Genomic DNA, 19,518 nt, shown 5'->3' on the forward strand with positions numbered 1-19,518 from the left:
CCGAATGGATTTATTGGTCGATATCGGCAACTCTCGTGTAAAGTGGGGCATTAACAATAATCGTTTAGAACCGGGAGTGCCGGTTATTCATCAAGATAGTAATTTTGAAGCCCGGTTGTTTTCGATTTGGCGAGCCTTGCCGAAATCACCTCGGCGTATGGCTATTTCCTGCGTGGCTTCGAAGTCCGTTTTAGATCAAGTCAAGACAATTGCTCTGGACTTGTGGCCCTCGTTGTCCATAATACAAGCGCATTCCGTAGCCGAAGCGTATGGTGTTCGAAATGCTTATGAATATCCGGAAAAACTGGGCGTGGATCGTTGGTTGTGCCTGATAGCGGCTAGGCATTATTGGTCGGAATCGGTATGTATCATTGATTGCGGGACCGCCATTACCATTGATGCGATGGACCGAAACGGTTGTCATTTAGGAGGGCTCATTTGTCCGGGTTTAACCCTTATGAAGCAATCTCTGTCAAATGGTACGGCTAATTTACAACTTTCCGCACAAAGCGGTTTACCGAGCTTGGCTCGAAATACGAACGATGCTATTGATAATGGCGCCCTTTATGCCGTTATCGGTTTGATCAAGAGCGTGATAGCGGATTTAAACAAGCCTGTTAAAGATTTAGACGTAGATAATTCCCCAATTTTACAGAGGGTTCGGTTGCCCGATTGCCAGGTGTCGGCGGCAGGGAAAGCCGCCGTCAAGCCTACACGGACGTATTCACGGCATCCTGTTAAGCGAGCAACCGAACCCTCAAAAAAGCTCATAGTTCCAGGACGTTATTTATCACGAAATCCTAAGTTAGTTTTAACCGGTGGAGACGCGGGTGATATTGCCCCTCATCTTGATAATTTATCTTGTGTTGTACCGGACTTGGTCTTAAAAGGCTTGTCATTGATTCTCGCGGAATAAGCTATGAAACTATTGGCCTTATTGCTAATAATACTCAATATCACGTTTTTTTTATGGCAATATCATTCCGGCGCTATTTCATTGGAGCGTGATGTTCTCATCGATACAACGGACACGGGACAGCAAATTACCTTAATGTCGGAATTAAACGACTCATCGAGTCTTAAGCAAGCGCAATCCGGTTTATTATGGTGTGGCGCCGGTACCGCGATTGAACAATCGATTCGCAGTGCTATATTCGTTTCGGATTTCAATTTAACGCCATCTTCGGGGGCAAGGTCCGGTTTGCTGTTGGCCGAATGGCTCGATGCTCATCTCGTTTCGCATCAGGCACCTCATACGCAGCCAAAAGAATCACCCTCCATTATCGCTTTCAACGATGATTCGACGGCTTTGACTAAGGCAACCCCAACACCTGCTAAAACCAGTATTCCGGACGAAATCCACCGCCATGCCAGCCAAGAGCTTAAACGGGCTGAATTTGGCACCGTAAACGAATTGCTTATTAAAAAACAAGCAATGGTGCCGAAAAAAAACAGGGTCGAGTCAAGTATGTGTTATGAAGCCGGGCCGTTTGATACGATGCAACAATTTTACAGTTGGCGAAGACAGACGGGTATCAATTCCGCTTCAATCAAATCTGTGAGCCGGGAAGAACAAAAAATTAGCGATTACATGGTGTATTTGCCGGCCGGCGAAACTTATGAGCAATCATTAGCGAATGTTGATTTAGTGAAACAAAAAGGGATCACCGATTATTGGCTATTTCCGAAAGGCGAGGCAAAAGGAGATATTTCATTAGGTGTTTTTTCTAGTGAAATTAGAGCGGAGACTTTTAAAAAACAATTGGCAGCCAAAAATTTGGACGTCTTAATTAAACCTCGCTATAAAAAAGCTCAAAGAATTTTTGCTCATATTCATATTAAACAGGAATACGAAGACAATCTGATTATCAGCCGTGACCGGTGGCAAAAATCGCATCCTGACTTTGCCATCAAGGTCAATAACAGCTGTGTTTTTAATTGAAAATTGCGCTTTAGATTTTGCTTCTACCTTGGATGGTTGTAAAGGCTTCAACAGTCCACGGTCTAGCGATAAGCGCAGGATCATAGAGCCGCAAAGGGTAAGAGATTATACTTCGTTAGCAATCGGGCTTTAACTGAGCCTGATACAACGTTAGAATAACCCTTCTAAAATTATTGTGATAGTTAAGGTAAAGTTAAGAAATTAACTTATTGACTTTAATCATTTTGAATAATACCTATAATTAAGCCGTTTCGATTTATTTTCCCGATTAATTATCGCCCGCACATGAAAAAAATGTTTAAAAATCTGTTCGCTATAATCGCCATTCTTACGTTAATGTTTACGGTATTTTCCGTAAACGCGGCAGGAAAAGGTTTATACCTGAAGTCATCGGCAGCGATTGTCATGGATCAAGAGACGGGAATGATTCTTTATGAAAAAAAATCGCAAAACGTCATGCCTATCGCGTCTATTACCAAGTTGATGACGGCAATGGTGTTGCTTGATTCCAAACCCAACTTAAATAAATCCATTACGATTACGAAACAGGATGTCGATACGTTGCGCCATAGCCGTTCGCGTTTACCGGTCGGAACACAATTAACGCTAAGGGAAATGATGAGGTTGGCCCTGATGTCGTCAGATAACCGGGCAGCTTCCGCTTTATCTCGCTCCTATCCGGGCGGCAAACCCGCTTTTGTCAAAGCCATGAATCGTAAGGCACAGGCTCTCGGATTAAAAAACACTCGTTTTCGCGATCCTACCGGTTTATATACTGAGAATAAGTCAACAGCGAGGGATTTGGCCAAGCTTGTCGCCTTCGCGACTAAATATCCCTTGATTAGAACGTTGACGACCACAGAAAGTCATACCCAAAAAGTCGGTAAGCAAATGCTTAAATACAACAATACCAACGTATTGACTAAAAATCCTAATTGGAAAATCGGTCTATCGAAAACCGGTTTTATCAATGAATCCGGAAAATGCCTCGTCATGCAAACCTGGATAAATAACAGGCCAACGATCGTTGTATTACTCAACTCATGGGGGCAATTGACGCCGGTTGGCGATTCTAACCGAATCAAAGAATGGATGAGCGGTATTTCAGTGGCCGAGTTACAAAAAAGAGGATGATTTGTCCGCTTTGCTATACGTCTTGCAGTTCATGATTTAGCATTAGGGAATACGCATAATAACTTCTACAGCTATTAAGCTTACTGGCGGTTTGGTGACCCGCTTTACAGGCCCGGCACCTCCTTAAGCAATGCCGAAATTTAAAGTGCGAAAGGTTTAACATTGAGATAAGCTTAATTTCATATTCGTCATTCATACTCTCGCGAATTCAAAAATACTATTAACCTTCCGCATTCACTTAGGAACAAATAATCAGGGTGGCTGGCTTTTCCGCTATGATTGTAAAACGTCTAATTCGAGAGAGACCTAGTTCCAATAATTGTATCCGTCGATGAACTTTATCCTATTCAAGCGCCTTTTTATAGGCATGTCATTCTGTCTATTATGCTCTTGTCAGCTATCACGCGGACCGCAATTGGAATCGTCGCTTGAATTTTCACCGATTAGGGAATTTCCTTTATTCGATGGTCAAGAAATTATTGGTGTTGCTGCGCAAATAGAAACTGATGAACAAGATTCTTTGTTGGTAATCGGTCGGCATTTCGGTTTGGGTTATGACGAAATAACCCGAGCCAATTCTAACTTAGACCCATGGTTACCGGAGCCGGGCAGTACAGTTCGGTTGCCATTGCGGTTCATTATTCCCGAAGCGCCTCGAAAAGGTATTGTGTTGAATTTGGCGGCTAAGCGGCTTTTTTTATACGACAAAAAAAACGCTTATAAAGTATTTACTTATCCGGTTGGAATCGGCCGGGAAGGATGGGAAACGCCGGAAGGCTTGACCCGAATTACTGTGAAAACTGCAAATCCTAGTTGGACTGTTCCCGAATCGATTCGACGCGAGCATGCCGAAAAAGGCGACCCTTTGCCGAGCGTCGTTCCCGCCGGCCCAAACAATCCGCTTGGAGACTATGCTTTACGATTAGGTTTTCCCGGTTATCTGATCCATGGTACCAATAAACCCTATGGCGTTGGCATGGAGGTAAGTCATGGTTGTGTTCGGCTTTATCCTGAAGATATTGCAAAGCTATTTCGGCATGTCACTGTCGGCTCACAAGTCAGGATTGTCAATCAACCTTTCTTAACCGCATGGGATGGCGAAATACTTTTTTTGCAAGCTTATCCACCTACCCATAAAGATCCGAAACAAGTCAATCGACTTGTCCAGGATTTGATGGCCCGCTTACAAAAAATTGAGCAAAAATCCGGTCGATCGATCGATTGGGATAAAGTTCACGCGGCAATTGAGCGCTCCGATGGTGTTTTAACACCTATTTTAAATGGCGATATAGATGACTTTTATTTGACCATATCGCGCCCTTCGATCAAGTTTAAACGACCGATTCCCAAGACAATTGATGCCGATGCATGGAAACTGAGAGTAGCAAAATTATCGACCGAGAAAGAGGCTCGTCAATTCGCGGCCATGCTGAATCATCAAGGCCCTCCAATTCCGGCGCATTCCTTTGCTACAAACGTGATTGCAGGGCCTTTCTCTAGCTCTCAAGATGCGGTTTCGGCAAAAAAACGCTTGTTATCGGAATTTTCGATTACTGCACAAGTGATGGCGCCCGGTAAAATAGTCGAAACTCCACAGACTCCTCCAGAAAGCACTATTTTTACTAATCTACTGACTTTTTTCGATTGATACTTTTTTTGTAAACTCGAGTTTGAAGGCAATCTCCACAAATTGGGAGTCAATCAAGAAATATACCCATAACATGGAGATAGCGAAGGGTTTCCAAGAACCTATAAACCTAGAAAAAGCATTTCGCCATGAAGAATAAGAGGTTAATTCAATAACTTGCTATGCGTTTGTATAAAACTTTCGCTTACCAAAGAGGTAAGCGGCAATGTTTAGATATTTTCTTGAAATCCTTCATGGACTTCATGGTTAAGCTGCCGAATTCAAGCTAGAAATTAAGATACCAATTGATTGAAATGATGTGACTCATAAAATCTTGAGCAGTGGCTTTATAGATATATTGATTCATATAGCCGATTTCGGTTCTGATGTGCTCGTCAAAATTATATCCAATGCCGGCGAAGGCTCGATTTTGATCGAAACCGTTCACAGATTTCCAATCAGTTTTATTAATGTCGATAAAAACTTCGTTAGTCCCGACCAGGCTAAAATTTGGCGCAAAAGTCAAAGGCAGTGATATTTTAAACAATTGACGATAACGCCAACCGACATCGTTACCGATTTGCATGAACCGTTGCTCTAAGCGGCTGCGGCTGCTGAAAGTTCCGAAAGATAACGGTTGATTCCATAACAGTTGCTGCCAAATGCGATGTTCATCGAAGGGCTCGCTTACAAAAGGCTCTTCGGTCGGTATAAACGCATAACCAAGCCACATAGTCAGTGTTTCACTGAGCGCATAGCCTAAACCGGTTCGCAACATGCCTTGGGAAACTTGCGACGTGTCGTTACCGAAGCGACCCTGGCCCTCCAGCCAATATCGGTATTTAGAAAGATCGGGATCGATTACATCAAGGCTTCCTGTAGCAGTGATATTACCCCAAGTTTGAAAATCTTCCTTTGGGCCGGCAATTAGATCATTGCCGTGAAGGAGACAGAGTACTAATAATAAACTCGATAAACTCGATAAACTTGAAAAATATTTTTTTAACATTCCTTTTCTTACCTTGAGTGATGATGACGCCATATTGTGGCAATGATGAATGTTTATACCCTTTTCGAGTCGAATTTTGGCGCGACATGCCTTAATGCGCATCCATATAGGCTCTGACTGGCATTTACCCCGATAGAGGCGTCAACTTAGGAAAATAAAACGCCATTCCGCCAGGGATTGGCGGGATCAAATCCCAGGGATGGCTGTGCGTATGTATACCCTTTGCTGGTCAAATTTCGGCGCTGGGGTGTCCGTCAAAGGACGCCGTGAATACGTCCATGTAGGCTCTATGACAGCATCCCTGCTGTCAAAGCCTTTGTCGAACTCCCCCGGTGCATCCATACGTCAATGCCGAAATTTGAAGTGCGATGGGTATTAGTAAGGATCATTTGCTGATTATCACGAAATCCTTAGTCCGATAAATAATATTCAATCGTTGAAACGACTCGTATTTTTTTTATATGAGGATTGTTTGTATCGCGAGGTTCGATAGAAAATTGTCCTTGTGAGGCTCTTTTAATTTTGCCGAGTTTACTACTTGAGTCTTCGGCAAATTTTTCTGCGACTTCCCGGGCTTTGGTGGTCGCCTCTTCAATCATCTCAGGTTTTATTTGATTGAGTTGCGTAAATAAGAATTCGGTTCGATTTTGGTAATCCTGCGCCGTAAAGACAATGCCTTTTTTACCCAATTCCAATAAGCCATTCATAGCGGAACGAACCTGATCTACATTGGCGGAGTAGACTGTGACAGTTTGCATTGCACTGTATCGGAATTCAACATTTCCGCTATTTTGATAACTTTGCGCAGACTTATCGGTAATGGAAGGAGTTGAGACAGAAACTTCACCTTCGGCAATACCGGTTTTTTTTAGAAAAGCTTTGATCGTTTCCGTGTTTTTTTCAAGAGACTCGTAAAGTAGACTAAGATCGTTATCGGCAATTGTAAATTGAATCGGCCAGATCACGATATCAGCCGGAAATTCTCGTTCCGATAATCCCTTAACAGTGATGCTTCGATCGTATTCTTTGAATTTAATCGCGGCATTACTTAGTAAGTAACCCAGCGAGAACAATCCTAAAAATAAAAAAAGCCCTACGATAAAGGCACTGATTGGTTTCTTTTCGTCCATTATTTGTTCCTCGCTGTTCGCTTGATTGGTTAAAGTATGCCTAAGGCATTGCATTTTGCCAAGTCGAGTCAAGCTTCAATAGAATCCCGACATCAGGCAAAGTATCCTGCGTACTCCTGAAAAGATTACATTACGAGCTAAAGCTAGTGCAAAGAATTATTCCCAACGGTTTACAACAACTTTTAGGATTCGGTCATAAGGTTTTCAACAAGTTATATAAAATTCGGTAAATCCGAAGTTAATGTGTATTTGAAGAACCGTCGAACAGATACTAGAATTTGTTTGAAGTAAGATTGAACGTTACTTTATCAAGAAGCGAATGGAACTAAATTTTTCTGTTTATACCCATCGTAGATCAAAATTCGGCACCGGGGTGCACGTCAAAGGACGCCGTGAATGTCGATTTTGCAGGAGCAAAAATCGACCGAGCACCCCGGCGCCTCCTCAGGCACTGCCGAAATTTGAAGTGTGAAAGGTATAAATTTGGCTTGAAAATAACGATTTTGTATTTCTCATCGAGTAGTTGAAATGGCTTTATCTCTCAAGATCACAATGTACAAAGGCAAGCCTTTATCCGAATCTAAACTGGTGGCCTTTCCAAACGGCGAAGGCACGATAGGCCGTTCCGATGACAATACGCTGGTTTTACTTGATCCTGATAAATTTGTATCTCGGCATCATGCATCGATCAAGTACGAAAACGGTATATATTATTTGACCGACTCTAGTCTGGCTGGCGTATTTATCGATAACGAAGCTAACCCGCTACGTAACGATTCGACACCTCTCCATAACGGCACCCTTTTAAAAGTCGGCGAATATGAAATAGAGACCATTATCACAGAAGACACTAGGCAGGATGATTTTCCTTTTCCGGATATTTTTGCCGATTCGCCGTCAAAATCGATAGAACCCGAGGAGTTATTTTCAACGCCGGTCGATACGGAAGCCGATCGACTGATTGGCGATAATGATTCACCCTTTCCGCGCCATGAAGAATTGATCGACGCTAAAGAAAGCGATACGCCGGAATTTGAAAGCTACCTGCAAGATCATGTTTCACCGCTTTTCGACAGCTTTATCGCTCCTCAAATACAATCGACGCCGAAACCTTTTGAGGAGATTCCTGAAAATTTGAGTTTCGAGGATCTTTTTGCCGACTCCGATACGCCCTCCAGCGATAGACAGATAGAGGATGATTCGAGAGCATCGAGCATGGATTTGCTTAACGAGGATTTCGCCCAGAAACCGTCTCTACCCGAGCCGGACCAATCGACTTCAGAATCTTTTTCATCGCCAATCGAATCTCTTGACAGACCACAAGCTCCAAAGTTAAAAAATATTCTAGCCGACCCGGCTGATTCTTCCCCTAAAACGCCGATCGCACAAACCGTCCAGAGTATTTCCGATAACGGGCTATTCGATGCTTTTTTGCAAGGTGCCGGTCTTGATCAAAATGAATGCGTAACTAAAAATCAATTGGAGGCGATGCAAAGAGTTGGCAGAATGTTTCGGCAATTGGTTGCCGGTACCGTGTCGGTCTTACGAAGCCGAGCCGAATTCAAGAGTTTATTTCGCGTCAATGTGACCGTAATAAGAGCGGCCGACAATAATCCGTTGAAGTTCGCCGTATCGACCGATGATGTTTTAAAGCAATTAATTCAAAACAAAGAAGGCGGCTTTCTCGAATCGGTCGAATCGATCGAGCAAGGCTTCAATGACATTATGAATCATCAGCTCGCCATGCAAGCAGGGATTCAAGCCTCATTGGCCGACTTATTGAAACGATTCGACCCGAAAACAATCGAAAAACAATTCGAGCAAGGCATCGTGTTACAAAAAAAAGCCAAATGTTGGGACAGTTATCAGGACACTTATCGCATTGAGTCCGAAGAAGCCGTTGAGAATTTTTTCGGCGATGCCTTCGTAGAGGCTTATGAAGAACAAATGAAAGCCTTAACGACAGCGCGGAACAAAAATGAAAAATTTGGACTATGATGATTGGAGGTTTGAGAAAGCCGTTTTTCAACAGCAACTCCCAATTTGAGGGTAAAAAGGGTGTGGAGCATGCTTGGCGAGGATGTCGGCGGCAGGGCAGATTTTTGCTCATGCAAAATCTGCATTCACGCCATCCCTGGCAATCAGACTCTGTCGTCAAGCCTAGAAGGACACTTCACCCAGCACCTAAATTCCATAGTTCATAGACTATGATTAACTATCTTGGATAATTTAGGTGCTGGGTTCACGGCGTCCTGCCAAGCGAACCGTACCCTCGACAAAGCGCATAGTTCCAGGACGTTATTTATCACGAAATCCTTAATGGTATTAAACCTAAGGTTAGCTCGAAAATTCATATCACAGGGTAAAGGTTACAAGAACAATGGCGGAAAATAACAGGACGGTTTGGTCGGAAGGCATGTTTTTGCGGCCCCAGCATTTTCAACAACACGACCGGTATATCGAAACCTTCGTCAAGGAACGATGCGGCAACCTTACGCCGTATGATTGGGGCGTCAAAAAAATTGCCATAGACCAGCGGCAGCTTGCCATGGGCAAATTCGCCTTGGCTGAATGCAGCGGGATTTTTCCGGACGGAACGCCGTTTAATTTGCCTGAAGACGACGACTTGCCTTTACCCGTCGATATTCCTACCGACGTACAAAACAATATCGTTTACCTGTCGCTACCGGTTCGCCAACCGGGTACGATTGAAATCGATACCGACGAGAACCGCCACAATCTGGCACGCTATCATGCCTTCGAAAGCGAAGTTCGCGACCATAATACCGGATCGAATGCAACCTCTGCGATCTTGGTCGGCAAGCTGCATGCTAGGTTGTTATTGGAGCGGCAAGAGCGCTCCGGTCATGTTTGTATCGGGGTGGCCAGAGTCATCGAGTCGAGGGTCGATAAAAACGTGATTCTCGATCAGGGTTTTATTCCGCCTTCGCTCGATTGCAATGCCGTGCCGGTCTTGAACGGGTTTATAAAAGAGCTGTTCGGCTTATTGCACACCCGCGGAGAAGCGCTCGGCGGCCGGGCTTCCGAAGCGGGCCGGGGGGGAGTTGCCGAAATTTCCGATTACATGCTGTTGCAAATGGTCAATCGTGTCGAGCCGCTATTTGAACATTTGCAATCCATTCCCGCATTGCATCCGGAAAGTTTTTACCGAATTGCGGTGCAATTGGCCGGCGAGTTATCGACATTTTGCCGGCCCAATAAAAGACCGGTGAGTTTTCCGGTTTATCGGCACGACGATTTACAAACGACCTTCATGCATGTCATGGAGGAGTTGCGCCAATTATTGAGCGCGGTATTGGAGCAAAACGCGATTCCGATTCCGTTGACTGCTCCGAAGTATGGCATTCGCGGCGCGAAGGTGCCGGATCCGAATTTGCTCAAGGATGCGGTGTTCGTGCTAGCCGCCAATGCGCAAGTGTCTAAGGAACAATTGCGCAGCAGTTTTCCGACGCAGGTCAAAATCGGTCCGGTCGAACAGATTCAGCAATTGGTTCGTTCGGCCTTGCCCGGTATTTCGATTCATGCGCTGCCGGTCGCGCCACGGCAAATTCCTTATCATGCAGGTTTCGCTTATTTCGAGCTCAACAAACAAAGCGAGCTATGGAAGCAAATGGCTCAGTCGGGCGGTTTTGCCATCCATATCGCCGGAGAGTTTCCAGGGCTTGAACTTGAATTTTGGGCAATCAAAAACGGTTAACGACAGTGAATCAAGACGACCCATTCGGCAATTACATCGATGACGACAAAACCATCCTCAGGCCTACGCCGGGCGGAAGAAAGTCCAAACCTCAGGAGCCGATGCCGGCGCATTTACCCGATAATACGCCGATACCTCCTGAAGGCCTTCACGAACGAATCGTCTATTCGAAAGATAATCCGTTGACCGCCTGCGCGTTGTCATTGTTGTCTTTAGTCGCGCAATTACGCAATACCGCATCGCATCCGGACATTGCCGGTCTGAGAGATAATGTGATCAACGAAGTCAAGCGTTTCGAATCGAAGGCGCTAGGTCGCGGCGTATCGCCCGATCAAGTTCAGGCGGCGCGTTATTGTCTCTGTACCTTACTCGACGAAACGGTGCTTAATACGCCTTGGGGCTGTAACAGTATATGGAGCACGCACAGCCTGTTGATTACTTTTCATAAGGAAGCTTGGGGCGGAGAAAAGTTTTTCCAAATTTTGAAGAATATTATGCAGCAGCCCGGCACGCATCTGCATTTGTTGGAATTATTGTATTTTTGCCTTTGTCTCGGCTTCGAAGGGAAATACCGCATTCAGGAACACGGTATGACCCGGCTTGAAGAAGTTCGGGAAAATCTATACCTAATCATACAGCGGCAGCGCGGCGATATTGAAAAAGAGTTGTCTATACAATGGCAGGGCATCAAAGACAAACGTAATGTGTTGACCCGCTTGGTGCCGCTATGGGTAATCGGCGCGGTGGTCGGTATGGTCCTGATGCTGGCCTATCTCGGCTATCTCTATTTCATCAATGCCGCGTCCAATCCATTGTTGGCAAAACTTTATGCGATCAAGGACGGCCTTGAGCCGCTACAAGTCGCAGTCGCTGAACCGTTGCCAGAAACGCCTAAATCTCCCGATACTCCTACAGCTTATTCATTGTATGACGATATTAGCGGTTTTCTTGCGCCGGAAATTGCGCGCGGCGAAGTCGTGTTAGAACGCAAGAACGACAAAATCGTGTTACGTATCATGGGTAAGGGGTTCTTCGCTTCCGCTAGCGACTCGGTGACCGCGAAATATTATCCGTTAATGAATAGAATCGGTGAAGCGCTGACCAAAGTTACCGGCAGTATTCTAGTTGTCGGTCATACCGACAGCGATCCGATTTTTTCAGCGAGATTTCCATCCAACTGGGATTTATCGCGAGCCCGCGCGCAATCGGTCGCCAATATGCTGAGCAGCAAACCGGATATCAGTGCGACTATTGCATCAGAAGGGCGTGCCGAAACTCAGCCGTTGGTGCCGAACGACAGTGCCGAGCATAAAGCAATGAACCGTCGTGTTGAAATCATTTTTTCAGGATAAAGCGACAAGTGATCGCCTAAGGAGTGGAGACAGTTGAGGATGGTTTGCACTTATTTGCGTTGGATTGCCAACTCTCGGGCTTGTCCGGAATGGCAAGACTTTAACCCGGGTAAAACTTAGTTTATCGTATACATGGATCTTTTCAGGGGATAATCATGAAAACTATGCCATTCAAGAAGTTACTGCCGATTGCCGGACTGTTCGGTGCTTCCTTATTTTCATCGGTAACAACGGCTATCGAAGTCAATAATTTAGATGCTTTCAAGGCCATTTTCGGACGCTATGCGCCCTCCGGTGACTGCAAAAAACAACCACAGATCATTGTCGACGAAACAGGATTTACTTTTGAAGTCAATGGAAAATCAGAGAATGCGACCAACCCTGAATTTGCCGCCAGCTATGGCGGGAATTTTTACGAAGGCATAAGCCTCTGGTTTTTTCCCTATTACGATCCGAATAAAGAAAGACCGCTACTGCTGACCTTCAACGCGGGAGAAAAGCAAGGTGTGCTTTCGGTTGATACAGAATTTAACTATTCTGGCGGACCTAAATTGGAAGCCAAATATCAGAGCCTAGTGGACGGCTCGCCTTATAAGACTTGTCAATAAGGGACAAGCGTGAAAAAAATCATCGGTTTTTTCAAAAACAAATGGGTCATTCAACTGATCGGCATTATTGCCGTCAGCCTATTGATTTGGTTTTTCGGGTCGCTCATTGCAATAGCCGGACGTGTTCCTCTCGAATCCGAAGTTTTCAGGCTAATCACGATTTTAGTCATCGTCTTGCTTTGGGGTTTGAATAATCTGCGTATTCAGGTCAAAGCCAATCGTGCCAATACGCAAATGGTCAATGAGCTGGTCGGGGGCGCCCAAGGAACGACCGGGCCCAGTCAAGTCGAGCAAGATAGCGAGGAGGAAATCGGCGAACTCGGTAAGCATTTCGACGATGCGCTACGCACGCTAAAACAAATCAAAACTCAGTCGGGCCAGGGTCGTCAATATCTCTATGAATTACCCTGGTATATCATCATCGGGCCGCCGGGCTCCGGAAAAACCACCGCATTGATCAATTCGGGACTGGAATTTCCGCTGGCCGACAAATTCGGCAAAAACGCGGTCAAAGGCGTTGGCGGGACCCGCAATTGCGATTGGTGGTTTACCGATCAAGCGGTGCTGTTGGATACCGCCGGACGCTATACGACGCAAGACAGTCACGAGGCGGTCGATAAGGCGGCATGGCTCGGTTTTTTAAATTTGCTGAAAAAACATCGGCCGCGCAGACCGGTCAACGGCGTGCTGATCACGATGAGCCTGTCCGATTTGATCAAGCAGACCGAGGAGGAGCGAATTCAACATGCGCAAGCGATTCGGCAGCGTATTCAGGAGTTGCACGAACATTTCGGCATTCGCTTTCCGATCTATATGCTGTTTACCAAATGCGATCTGATTGCAGGTTTCAACGACTTCTTTGCCGATCTAGGCAAAGAAGAAAGAGCCCAAGTTTGGGGTGTTACTTTTCCTGAAGAAGATCAAGATCATCCTATCGATGCTGTTGGTCGGGTCGGCGATGATTTTGATGGCCTGCTGGATCGTTTGAATGCGCGTTTGCCGAAAAGACTTCAAGAAGAGCGCGACTTGCAGCGCCGTCATTCGATTTTCGGCTTTCCGCAACGCATGGCTTTGCTGAAAGAGAGTTTGTTGGAGTTTCTCAAAGAGTGTTACGGCGCGAACCGATATCAACAAGCCCCTTATCTCAGAGGCGTTTATTTTACCAGCGGGACGCAAGAAGGCACGCCGATCGACCGTCTGATGGGGATTTTGGCGAGTACTTTCAAACTCGATCGTTTTTCGGTGCCGATGTTCAGTGGCAAGGGAAAGAGTTTTTTCATTACCCGTTTGCTGAAAGATGTCATTTTCGACGAAGCGCTGATCGTCGGTTTGAACAAACGCTTAGAGCGTCGTTATGCCTTGCTTCGTCAGGTTGCATACGGTTCGGCACTGGCTGTGACATTATTAATGGTGGCGTTATGGACTTTTAGTTTTACTAGAAATCAATCGGCATTGAACGAGCTGAGTCAAAAGATTCAACAATACGAACAAATCGCGGCGAATTATCCGAATCGATCGGACTTTGCCGACTTATTGCAACGCATGAATGCGATGCAAGACATTCAACAAGTTTATGGCGACGAAAAACCCTTTTCGATGCGTTTCGGCTTGTTTCAAGGCAGCAAAGTGCAACCGGTCATTAACGATACTTATGATCAAGTTTTATTGAAGCAGTTTTTTCCGTTGATCAAGACAAGGCTCGAACAACGTATACGAGGCGAAGAGGCGAATAACCCCGAAATACTCTATGAACTCTTGAAAGTCTATTTGATGTTCGGCGAGCCCAAGCGGCTCGAGCCCGGCTTGGTGCGGCCATGGGTAGCTATCGATTGGAAAAAAAATTATGCCGATGATGTTCAATTAGGCTTACTCGCTCATCTCGATAATTTACTCAAACTAAAAATAGAGCCCCAGACTCTCGACCCGCGTTTGGTTGCCGCAACGCGCCAAGTATTGAACCGGATTCCTGTCGCGCAGCAAGTCTATATGCGCATCAAGAGCGAGGCGATGCAGGACGGTAGCCGCGATCTCCGTTTGTCGGATGCGCTAGGGCCGAATGCGTCTCGGGTTTTTACGGTCGCGTCGGGAAAAATCGAACAGCAAGCCATTCCTTATTTGTTCACGCACGACGGTTTTTATCAAGTTTTTCTAAAACAAAACAAAGTCTTGGCTAAAGAGACGGTCGAGGATAATTGGGTGTTGGGCGATGTCGGTAGAGCCCGCGCGCCCGACCCCGACCGCTTGCAGCAAGACGTTCAGACCTATTACGACAAGGATTTCATCCAGTATTGGAGCGATATGCTTGGCAATCTAAAAATCAGAAGCGTCGGCAATATTCAACAATCGACCGAATTACTCGAATTCGCTTCGGCGCCCAACTCGCCGATTCGGCTATTATTGGAGACTATCGACAAGGAAACCTCCCTAACACGCAAACCGCCAAGTCCTTTGGATGCTTTGGCGGCGGTCAAGGAAGGCGCGGAAAAAACAGTAGATTCGCGCACGCAAAAATTACTGCAAGCCGCACAAGCCGAAGGTGTCGTGCAAGCACCGACCGATCCGCCGGGCACAGCCGTCGAGCGCCATTTTCAACCGCTAGCTTCATTGGTAAGGAGCGTCGGCGGCGCCGGTGCGCCATTCGACCAGACCATCAATCTGCTCGGTCAGTTGTACGGTTTCATGATCGATTTGGGCAGCACTTCGGATAGCGGAGGCGCGGCGATACGGATTGCCGCACAACGTAGCGAAGGGGGCGGCGGAGGCGATGTCATGTCGCGCATGAAAATGGAATCGGCGCGTTTGCCAGAACCGTTAAAAAGCATGACCGAAAAACTGTCCAGCGGCAATTTGAATCTGATCATGGGGTCGAGCAAGGCGCAGCTCAATAAGCTTTGGCAGAGCGAGGTCATGCCGCTTTATAAATCGGGACTCGAAGGCCGTTATCCGCTGTCCAGACGCGCCACTCGAGAAATTACTTTGCAAGATTTTAGCCGGTTTTTTGCGCCGAATGGAATTCTGGATCAGTTTTTCAATGCCAATCTCAAGCCCTTTGTCGATACCAGCGGGCGTACTTGGCGTCTGATCGCTCAAAATAATCAATCCATCGGTATTTCGCAATCGGTGCTGATGCAGTTTCAGTATGCGGCAAAAATCCGTGAAGTGTTTTTTCAAGGAGGCAGTCAATTACCCTCCGTCCGATTCAATCTTAGACCGGTATCGCTCGATGCCAAAGCTTCACGGTTTTGGCTGAATTTGGAAGGTCAGCAATTGGATTACCGGCATGGTCCGGCGCGAAGTACGCAACTGCAGTGGCCTGGAACGGATGGAAGCGGTTCTGTGCGTTACGGTTTCGATACGTTGGATGGTCGTCAAGTCAGTCGTTCCGAGGAAGGCGCTTGGGCATGGTTTAGATTGCTCGATAAAGCTCGCATTCAAATTACATCGCAGGACAGGTTCATGCTGACTTTTGCAATCGACAACCTGGAAGCACGCTATGAATTGAGCGCGACCAGCGTTGATAATCCGTTCGCCCTGAAAGAATTGCAAAATTTTCAATTTCCAACGAGCTTGTAATGACTTTGCCTCATTCGGAACCCGGGTTTTACGGCAAACTGCCGATATTGGGCGACTTTGTTTCCCGGCGTTTGCCGCGCGACTTTCTGAATCCTTGGGATAGTTGGCTGCAAAGCTCGATTACCGCCAGCAAGGAAGAATTGGGGAATGCTTGGCTGAACAGCTATTTAAGCAGCCCGATTTGGCGTTTTGCGTTGAGTCCCGGTGTTTGCGGCAATTCCGCCTGGGCCGGTATTCTGATGCCCAGTGTCGATAAGGTCGGACGTTATTTTCCGTTGACGGTTGCGGCGAGCATCGACAGCGGCAATTGCTTGGCTTATTTGATGTCTTCGGCCGAACAGTGGTTTGAGCATCTCGAAGAAGCCGCATTGAGCGGCCTGGAAGACGGGCTCGATCCTGAAGTATTCGATCGATTGATCAAAAATATTCCCGCAGCGCCGTTATCGACGTCTGAGATTCCAAGCAATGTTCGGGATATGCGCAAAAATGCCGGAAAAAATGCATTTTATCTGTCGATGACTCGTCCTGAATCGATTGCCGATGCCTTTGTCGGATTGAGTGCATCGTTAATGAACCGGTTTGTTCCCGGCTTTACGCTATGGTCTACCGGTGGCTCCGAAGATCAGTCTCCGGCATTGTTGGCTTGCGAAGGTTTACCTCCTATCGCTGCCTTCTCCGGATTTCTAAATGGACTTATTACGCAAAGAGGGTGGGATATTGAAAAAGGTGCAGTTCCGGAAAACCTCGATAAATTACGCCAACCGGCTAGTACGGCTGAGATTTTCGTCGAGAAGACTCAGAATATTGAAAATGAGCATGATACCGTACCGATCTATATGACGGCTGAAACCTTGTCGGACCAAAGCGAAGGGCATTGGCAATCTTGGGCTCTCACCGATACGGGTAAACGCCGTAAATTCAATGAAGATTCAATACTCGACAGGCCTGAAGCCGGTCTTTGGGCGGTTGCCGACGGAATGGGCGGACATAAGGCAGGGGATGTAGCCAGTCAACTGATTGTCGAGAGTTTGAACAAAGTCTCGCCGAGTTCTGATTTAGAAGCGTATTGTAAAGATGTTTTTGCCTGTATCGTTCATGTCAATAAGGAATTGCGGCAGCTTTCTAGAACCCGCTATAACGATTCTATTGTTGGCAGCACCGTTCTAGTATTGATCGGTAATTCAAATCGTTGCGCGTTTTTGTGGGCGGGAGACAGTCGCTTATATCGGCTAAGAGACAATAAATTGGAGCAACTGACCCGTGATCATTGCGCTGAAAATGAGATTGCGCCGGAACAATCGGTTTCTTCGGCAGGTTGGACGGTTAAACAGTCGAATGTCATCACTCGTGCCGTCGGAGCCGATGACGAATTGGAGCTGGATTGCGGCTACTCCGATGTGCGTCTCGGGGATTTGTTTTTGTTAAGTAGCGATGGTTTGGATAAAGAACTCAGCTTTAATGAAATTGAGTCTATACTGCTGAATCATAGTTTGAAAACGAGTGCTAGGGCATTGCTTGATCTCGCTCTTGATAGAGGCGCTAGAGACAATGTCAGTGTAATTGTCGTCAGTACCACCGACAATTCGGTTGAATGAAAGAATTGAACCTAAAAAAGCATTTCACCATTAAGATCATGAAGAATAAGAAGTTAATTCAATAACTTGTTATTCGTTTGTATTGAACTTTCGTTCACCCAAGAGGAAAGCGGGAATGTTTAGGTAATCTCTTGAAATACTTCATGAGCTCCATGGTTAAACTGCCGAATTTAGGTTGAATACAATTGTCGTTTAAGGAGTGAGTGCATTGAGTATTGATATCGAAAAATATTTACAGGACATCGATCCTAATAATGTTTGCGGTGACGATCTGGAATACGATCCCGCTTTTATCGCGTTGGAGCAAGACATAATCGGCAAGCCCGAACAGCAAATCGGCGATACCATTCAAGAAGCCGAACCGCCGGACTGGCGGGAAATTAAAAAAAGCGCCGAAGCCTTATTAGCACGAACCCGCGATTTAAGAATCCTGGTTTATTACTTGCGCGCCTTGGTTGCGCTCGAAGGACTTACCGGTCTTAGCGAAGGATTAAAGTTAATCGACACATTGTTGGCAAAGCGCTGGGAAGTTTTATACCCTCGGCTCGATCCCGATGACGACAACGATCCCACGGAACGCGTCAATATTTTGATGGCTTTATGCGATCATGAAACGATGTTGCGTCCTTTGCAGCTTGTCGATTTAGTCGAGTCGAAAGCATTAGGCCGTTTTTGTTTTCGCGATGTCATGATAGCCTCCGAGAAAATGACGGTTTCCGAGGGTGAGAATGCGCCGAAATTAGGGACTATCGAAGCCGCCGTTCAAGATAGCGATATTGTTGCATTACAAAGTAATTTGGCATCGATCGTGGCAAGCACCGATAGCCTGAATAGTTTGGAAGACTTCGTTACTAAGCACGTCGGTATCAACAATGCTCCTAACTTCGATGCGCTTAGGCACTTATTGAAGGAGTTCGTGCATTTGTTATCGGGCTGGCTGGAGTCACGCGGGGTCGACGACATCGAAGCCTCGCCGTCCGAGATCGAAAGCACAAGCGAAATAACAAGCAAACCTCAAGCTTCCCAAAAGTCGATATCAGGTGCGATCAACAACAGTCAAGACGTCATCAATGCGCTCAAGTTGATTTGCGACTATTACAAAAAAAACGAACCGTCGAGTCCTGTACCGTTGCTTCTTGAGCGGGCGCAGCGGCTAGTCGGAAAAAGTTTCATGGATGCACTCATGGATATTGCGCCGGACGGCGTTAGCCAAGCCAGTATCATCATGGGGGCTAAGAGTGAAGATGAATAAATTAGGCTCGGAATTTCTGTTACAAATTTCTATCGAGGAGGTGTTAAATGGCTGAAAGCAGTCAAAAATTTATCGCGCGTAATCGCGCGCCGCGAGTACAAATCGAATACGATGTCGAACTCTATGGCGCGGAGAAAAAGGTTCAATTGCCTTTCGTGATGGGAGTACTCGCGGATCTGTCGGGAAAACCTGCCGATCCATTGGCGCCTGTCGCGGACCGAAAAATGCTCGAAATCGATGTCGACAATTTCAATGAACGATTGAAGGCAATGAAACCTCGGGTCGCATTTACAGTACCCAACACCTTAACAGGCGAAGGCAATTTGAATGTCGATCTTACTTTCGAAAGCATGGATGATTTTTCGCCGGCGGCCGTGGCAAGAAAAGTAGATGGACTCAATAAATTGCTGGAAGCGAGAACGCAATTGGCTAATTTAGTCACTTACATGGATGGTAAAGGCGGCGCCGAGGAATTGATAGCGAAAGTAATCAATGATCCGGCTTTATTGCAGTCGCTGACCGCAGCGCCGAAGCCGGCCGATACAGCCGAAGCAAAAACCGAGGAAGGGGGAGAGTAA

Annotated in this window: 14 protein-coding genes; 12 read left to right on the plus strand and 2 right to left on the minus strand. The window is 46.2% G+C overall.

All coding sequences use genetic code 11. The annotated features are described in order from the left end of the window. Positions 1 to 4: 4 nt before the first annotated feature. The 4 genes from METBU_RS23225 (at position 5) to METBU_RS23230 (ending at position 4,724) form a co-directional block, all read left to right on the plus strand. Positions 5 to 916: a type III pantothenate kinase gene (locus tag METBU_RS23225; protein ID WP_017839399.1), complete on the plus strand. Its 912-nt coding sequence runs from the start codon at positions 5 to 7 to the stop codon at positions 914 to 916. Between the two features lie 3 nt (positions 917 to 919). Continuing rightward, positions 920 to 1,942: a hypothetical protein gene (locus METBU_RS0103995; RefSeq protein WP_017839400.1), complete on the plus strand. Its 1,023-nt coding sequence runs from the start codon at positions 920 to 922 to the stop codon at positions 1,940 to 1,942. Between the two features lie 285 nt (positions 1,943 to 2,227). Next, positions 2,228 to 3,076, plus strand: coding sequence for a serine hydrolase (locus tag METBU_RS0104000; protein ID WP_017839401.1), 849 nt, complete (start codon positions 2,228 to 2,230; stop codon positions 3,074 to 3,076). Positions 3,077 to 3,491: 415 nt separating this feature from the next. Next, positions 3,492 to 4,724 (plus strand): L,D-transpeptidase family protein, encoded by a 1,233-nt coding sequence (locus METBU_RS23230; RefSeq protein WP_017839402.1) that lies wholly within the window; start codon positions 3,492 to 3,494, stop codon positions 4,722 to 4,724. 265 nt (positions 4,725 to 4,989) lie between these two features. On the opposite strand, the gene METBU_RS0104010 is transcribed toward METBU_RS23230, so the two are convergent. Both METBU_RS0104010 and METBU_RS0104015 read right to left on the minus strand, forming a co-directional pair. Then, the gene (locus tag METBU_RS0104010) at positions 4,990 to 5,712 is read right to left on the minus strand and encodes a DUF2490 domain-containing protein (RefSeq protein WP_017839403.1); all 723 of its coding nucleotides are present in this window, start codon (positions 5,710 to 5,712) and stop codon (positions 4,990 to 4,992) included. A gap of 410 nt (positions 5,713 to 6,122) precedes the next feature. Further along, entirely contained in the window at positions 6,123 to 6,842 is a 720-nt protein-coding gene (locus METBU_RS0104015; RefSeq protein WP_017839404.1) for an SIMPL domain-containing protein, read from the minus strand. 528 nt (positions 6,843 to 7,370) lie between these two features. Between METBU_RS0104015 and tagH the strand changes: the two genes are divergently transcribed. From tagH to tssB, 8 genes are all read left to right on the plus strand, one after another. Then, positions 7,371 to 8,840: a type VI secretion system-associated FHA domain protein TagH gene (gene tagH / locus METBU_RS0104020; RefSeq protein ID WP_083877616.1), complete on the plus strand. Its 1,470-nt coding sequence runs from the start codon at positions 7,371 to 7,373 to the stop codon at positions 8,838 to 8,840. A 382-nt stretch (positions 8,841 to 9,222) separates the two neighbouring features. Then, entirely contained in the window at positions 9,223 to 10,560 is a 1,338-nt protein-coding gene (tssK, locus tag METBU_RS0104025) for a type VI secretion system baseplate subunit TssK (protein WP_017839406.1), read from the plus strand. 5 nt (positions 10,561 to 10,565) lie between these two features. Beyond that, a complete protein-coding gene (icmH, locus tag METBU_RS0104030) occupies positions 10,566 to 11,912 on the plus strand; it encodes a type IVB secretion system protein IcmH/DotU (RefSeq protein ID WP_040575464.1) in 1,347 nt (448 codons plus the stop codon). Between the two features lie 155 nt (positions 11,913 to 12,067). Then, a complete protein-coding gene (locus tag METBU_RS0104035; protein WP_017839408.1) occupies positions 12,068 to 12,520 on the plus strand; it encodes a hypothetical protein in 453 nt (150 codons plus the stop codon). A 9-nt stretch (positions 12,521 to 12,529) separates the two neighbouring features. Next, complete coding sequence (gene tssM, locus METBU_RS0104040) at positions 12,530 to 16,093, plus strand: type VI secretion system membrane subunit TssM (RefSeq protein ID WP_017839409.1); 3,564 nt, start codon at positions 12,530 to 12,532, stop codon at positions 16,091 to 16,093. Then, positions 16,093 to 17,688: a type VI secretion system-associated protein TagF gene (gene tagF, locus METBU_RS25120; RefSeq protein WP_017839410.1), complete on the plus strand. Its 1,596-nt coding sequence runs from the start codon at positions 16,093 to 16,095 to the stop codon at positions 17,686 to 17,688. The genes tssM and tagF overlap by 1 nt, the downstream gene beginning before the upstream one ends. A gap of 199 nt (positions 17,689 to 17,887) precedes the next feature. Next, positions 17,888 to 18,940, plus strand: coding sequence for a type VI secretion system protein TssA (gene tssA, locus METBU_RS0104055; protein WP_244310879.1), 1,053 nt, complete (start codon positions 17,888 to 17,890; stop codon positions 18,938 to 18,940). Between the two features lie 47 nt (positions 18,941 to 18,987). Continuing rightward, on the plus strand, positions 18,988 to 19,518 hold the full coding sequence (tssB, locus tag METBU_RS0104060) for a type VI secretion system contractile sheath small subunit (RefSeq protein WP_017839412.1): 531 nt from the start codon (positions 18,988 to 18,990) through the stop codon (positions 19,516 to 19,518).

It is taken from the genome of Methylotuvimicrobium buryatense 5G (assembly GCF_000341735.1).
In the GTDB taxonomy this organism is placed as follows: domain Bacteria; phylum Pseudomonadota; class Gammaproteobacteria; order Methylococcales; family Methylomonadaceae; genus Methylotuvimicrobium; species Methylotuvimicrobium buryatense.

Excerpts from the sequence above, each read along its gene's own strand:
- METBU_RS23225 (WP_017839399.1), top strand. The coding sequence starts at position 5 with ATGGATTTATTGGTCGATATCGGCAACTCTCGTGTAAAGTGGGGCATT.
- METBU_RS0103995 (WP_017839400.1), top strand. The coding sequence starts at position 920 with ATGAAACTATTGGCCTTATTGCTAATAATACTCAATATCACGTTTTTT.
- METBU_RS0104000 (WP_017839401.1), top strand. The coding sequence starts at position 2,228 with ATGAAAAAAATGTTTAAAAATCTGTTCGCTATAATCGCCATTCTTACG.
- METBU_RS0104010 (WP_017839403.1), bottom strand. The coding sequence starts at position 5,712 with ATGTTAAAAAAATATTTTTCAAGTTTATCGAGTTTATCGAGTTTATTA.
- METBU_RS0104015 (WP_017839404.1), bottom strand. The coding sequence starts at position 6,842 with ATGGACGAAAAGAAACCAATCAGTGCCTTTATCGTAGGGCTTTTTTTA.
- tagH (WP_083877616.1), top strand. The coding sequence starts at position 7,371 with ATGGCTTTATCTCTCAAGATCACAATGTACAAAGGCAAGCCTTTATCC.
- tssK (WP_017839406.1), top strand. The coding sequence starts at position 9,223 with ATGGCGGAAAATAACAGGACGGTTTGGTCGGAAGGCATGTTTTTGCGG.
- METBU_RS0104035 (WP_017839408.1), top strand. The coding sequence starts at position 12,068 with ATGAAAACTATGCCATTCAAGAAGTTACTGCCGATTGCCGGACTGTTC.
- tagF (WP_017839410.1), top strand. The coding sequence starts at position 16,093 with ATGACTTTGCCTCATTCGGAACCCGGGTTTTACGGCAAACTGCCGATA.
- tssB (WP_017839412.1), top strand. The coding sequence starts at position 18,988 with ATGGCTGAAAGCAGTCAAAAATTTATCGCGCGTAATCGCGCGCCGCGA.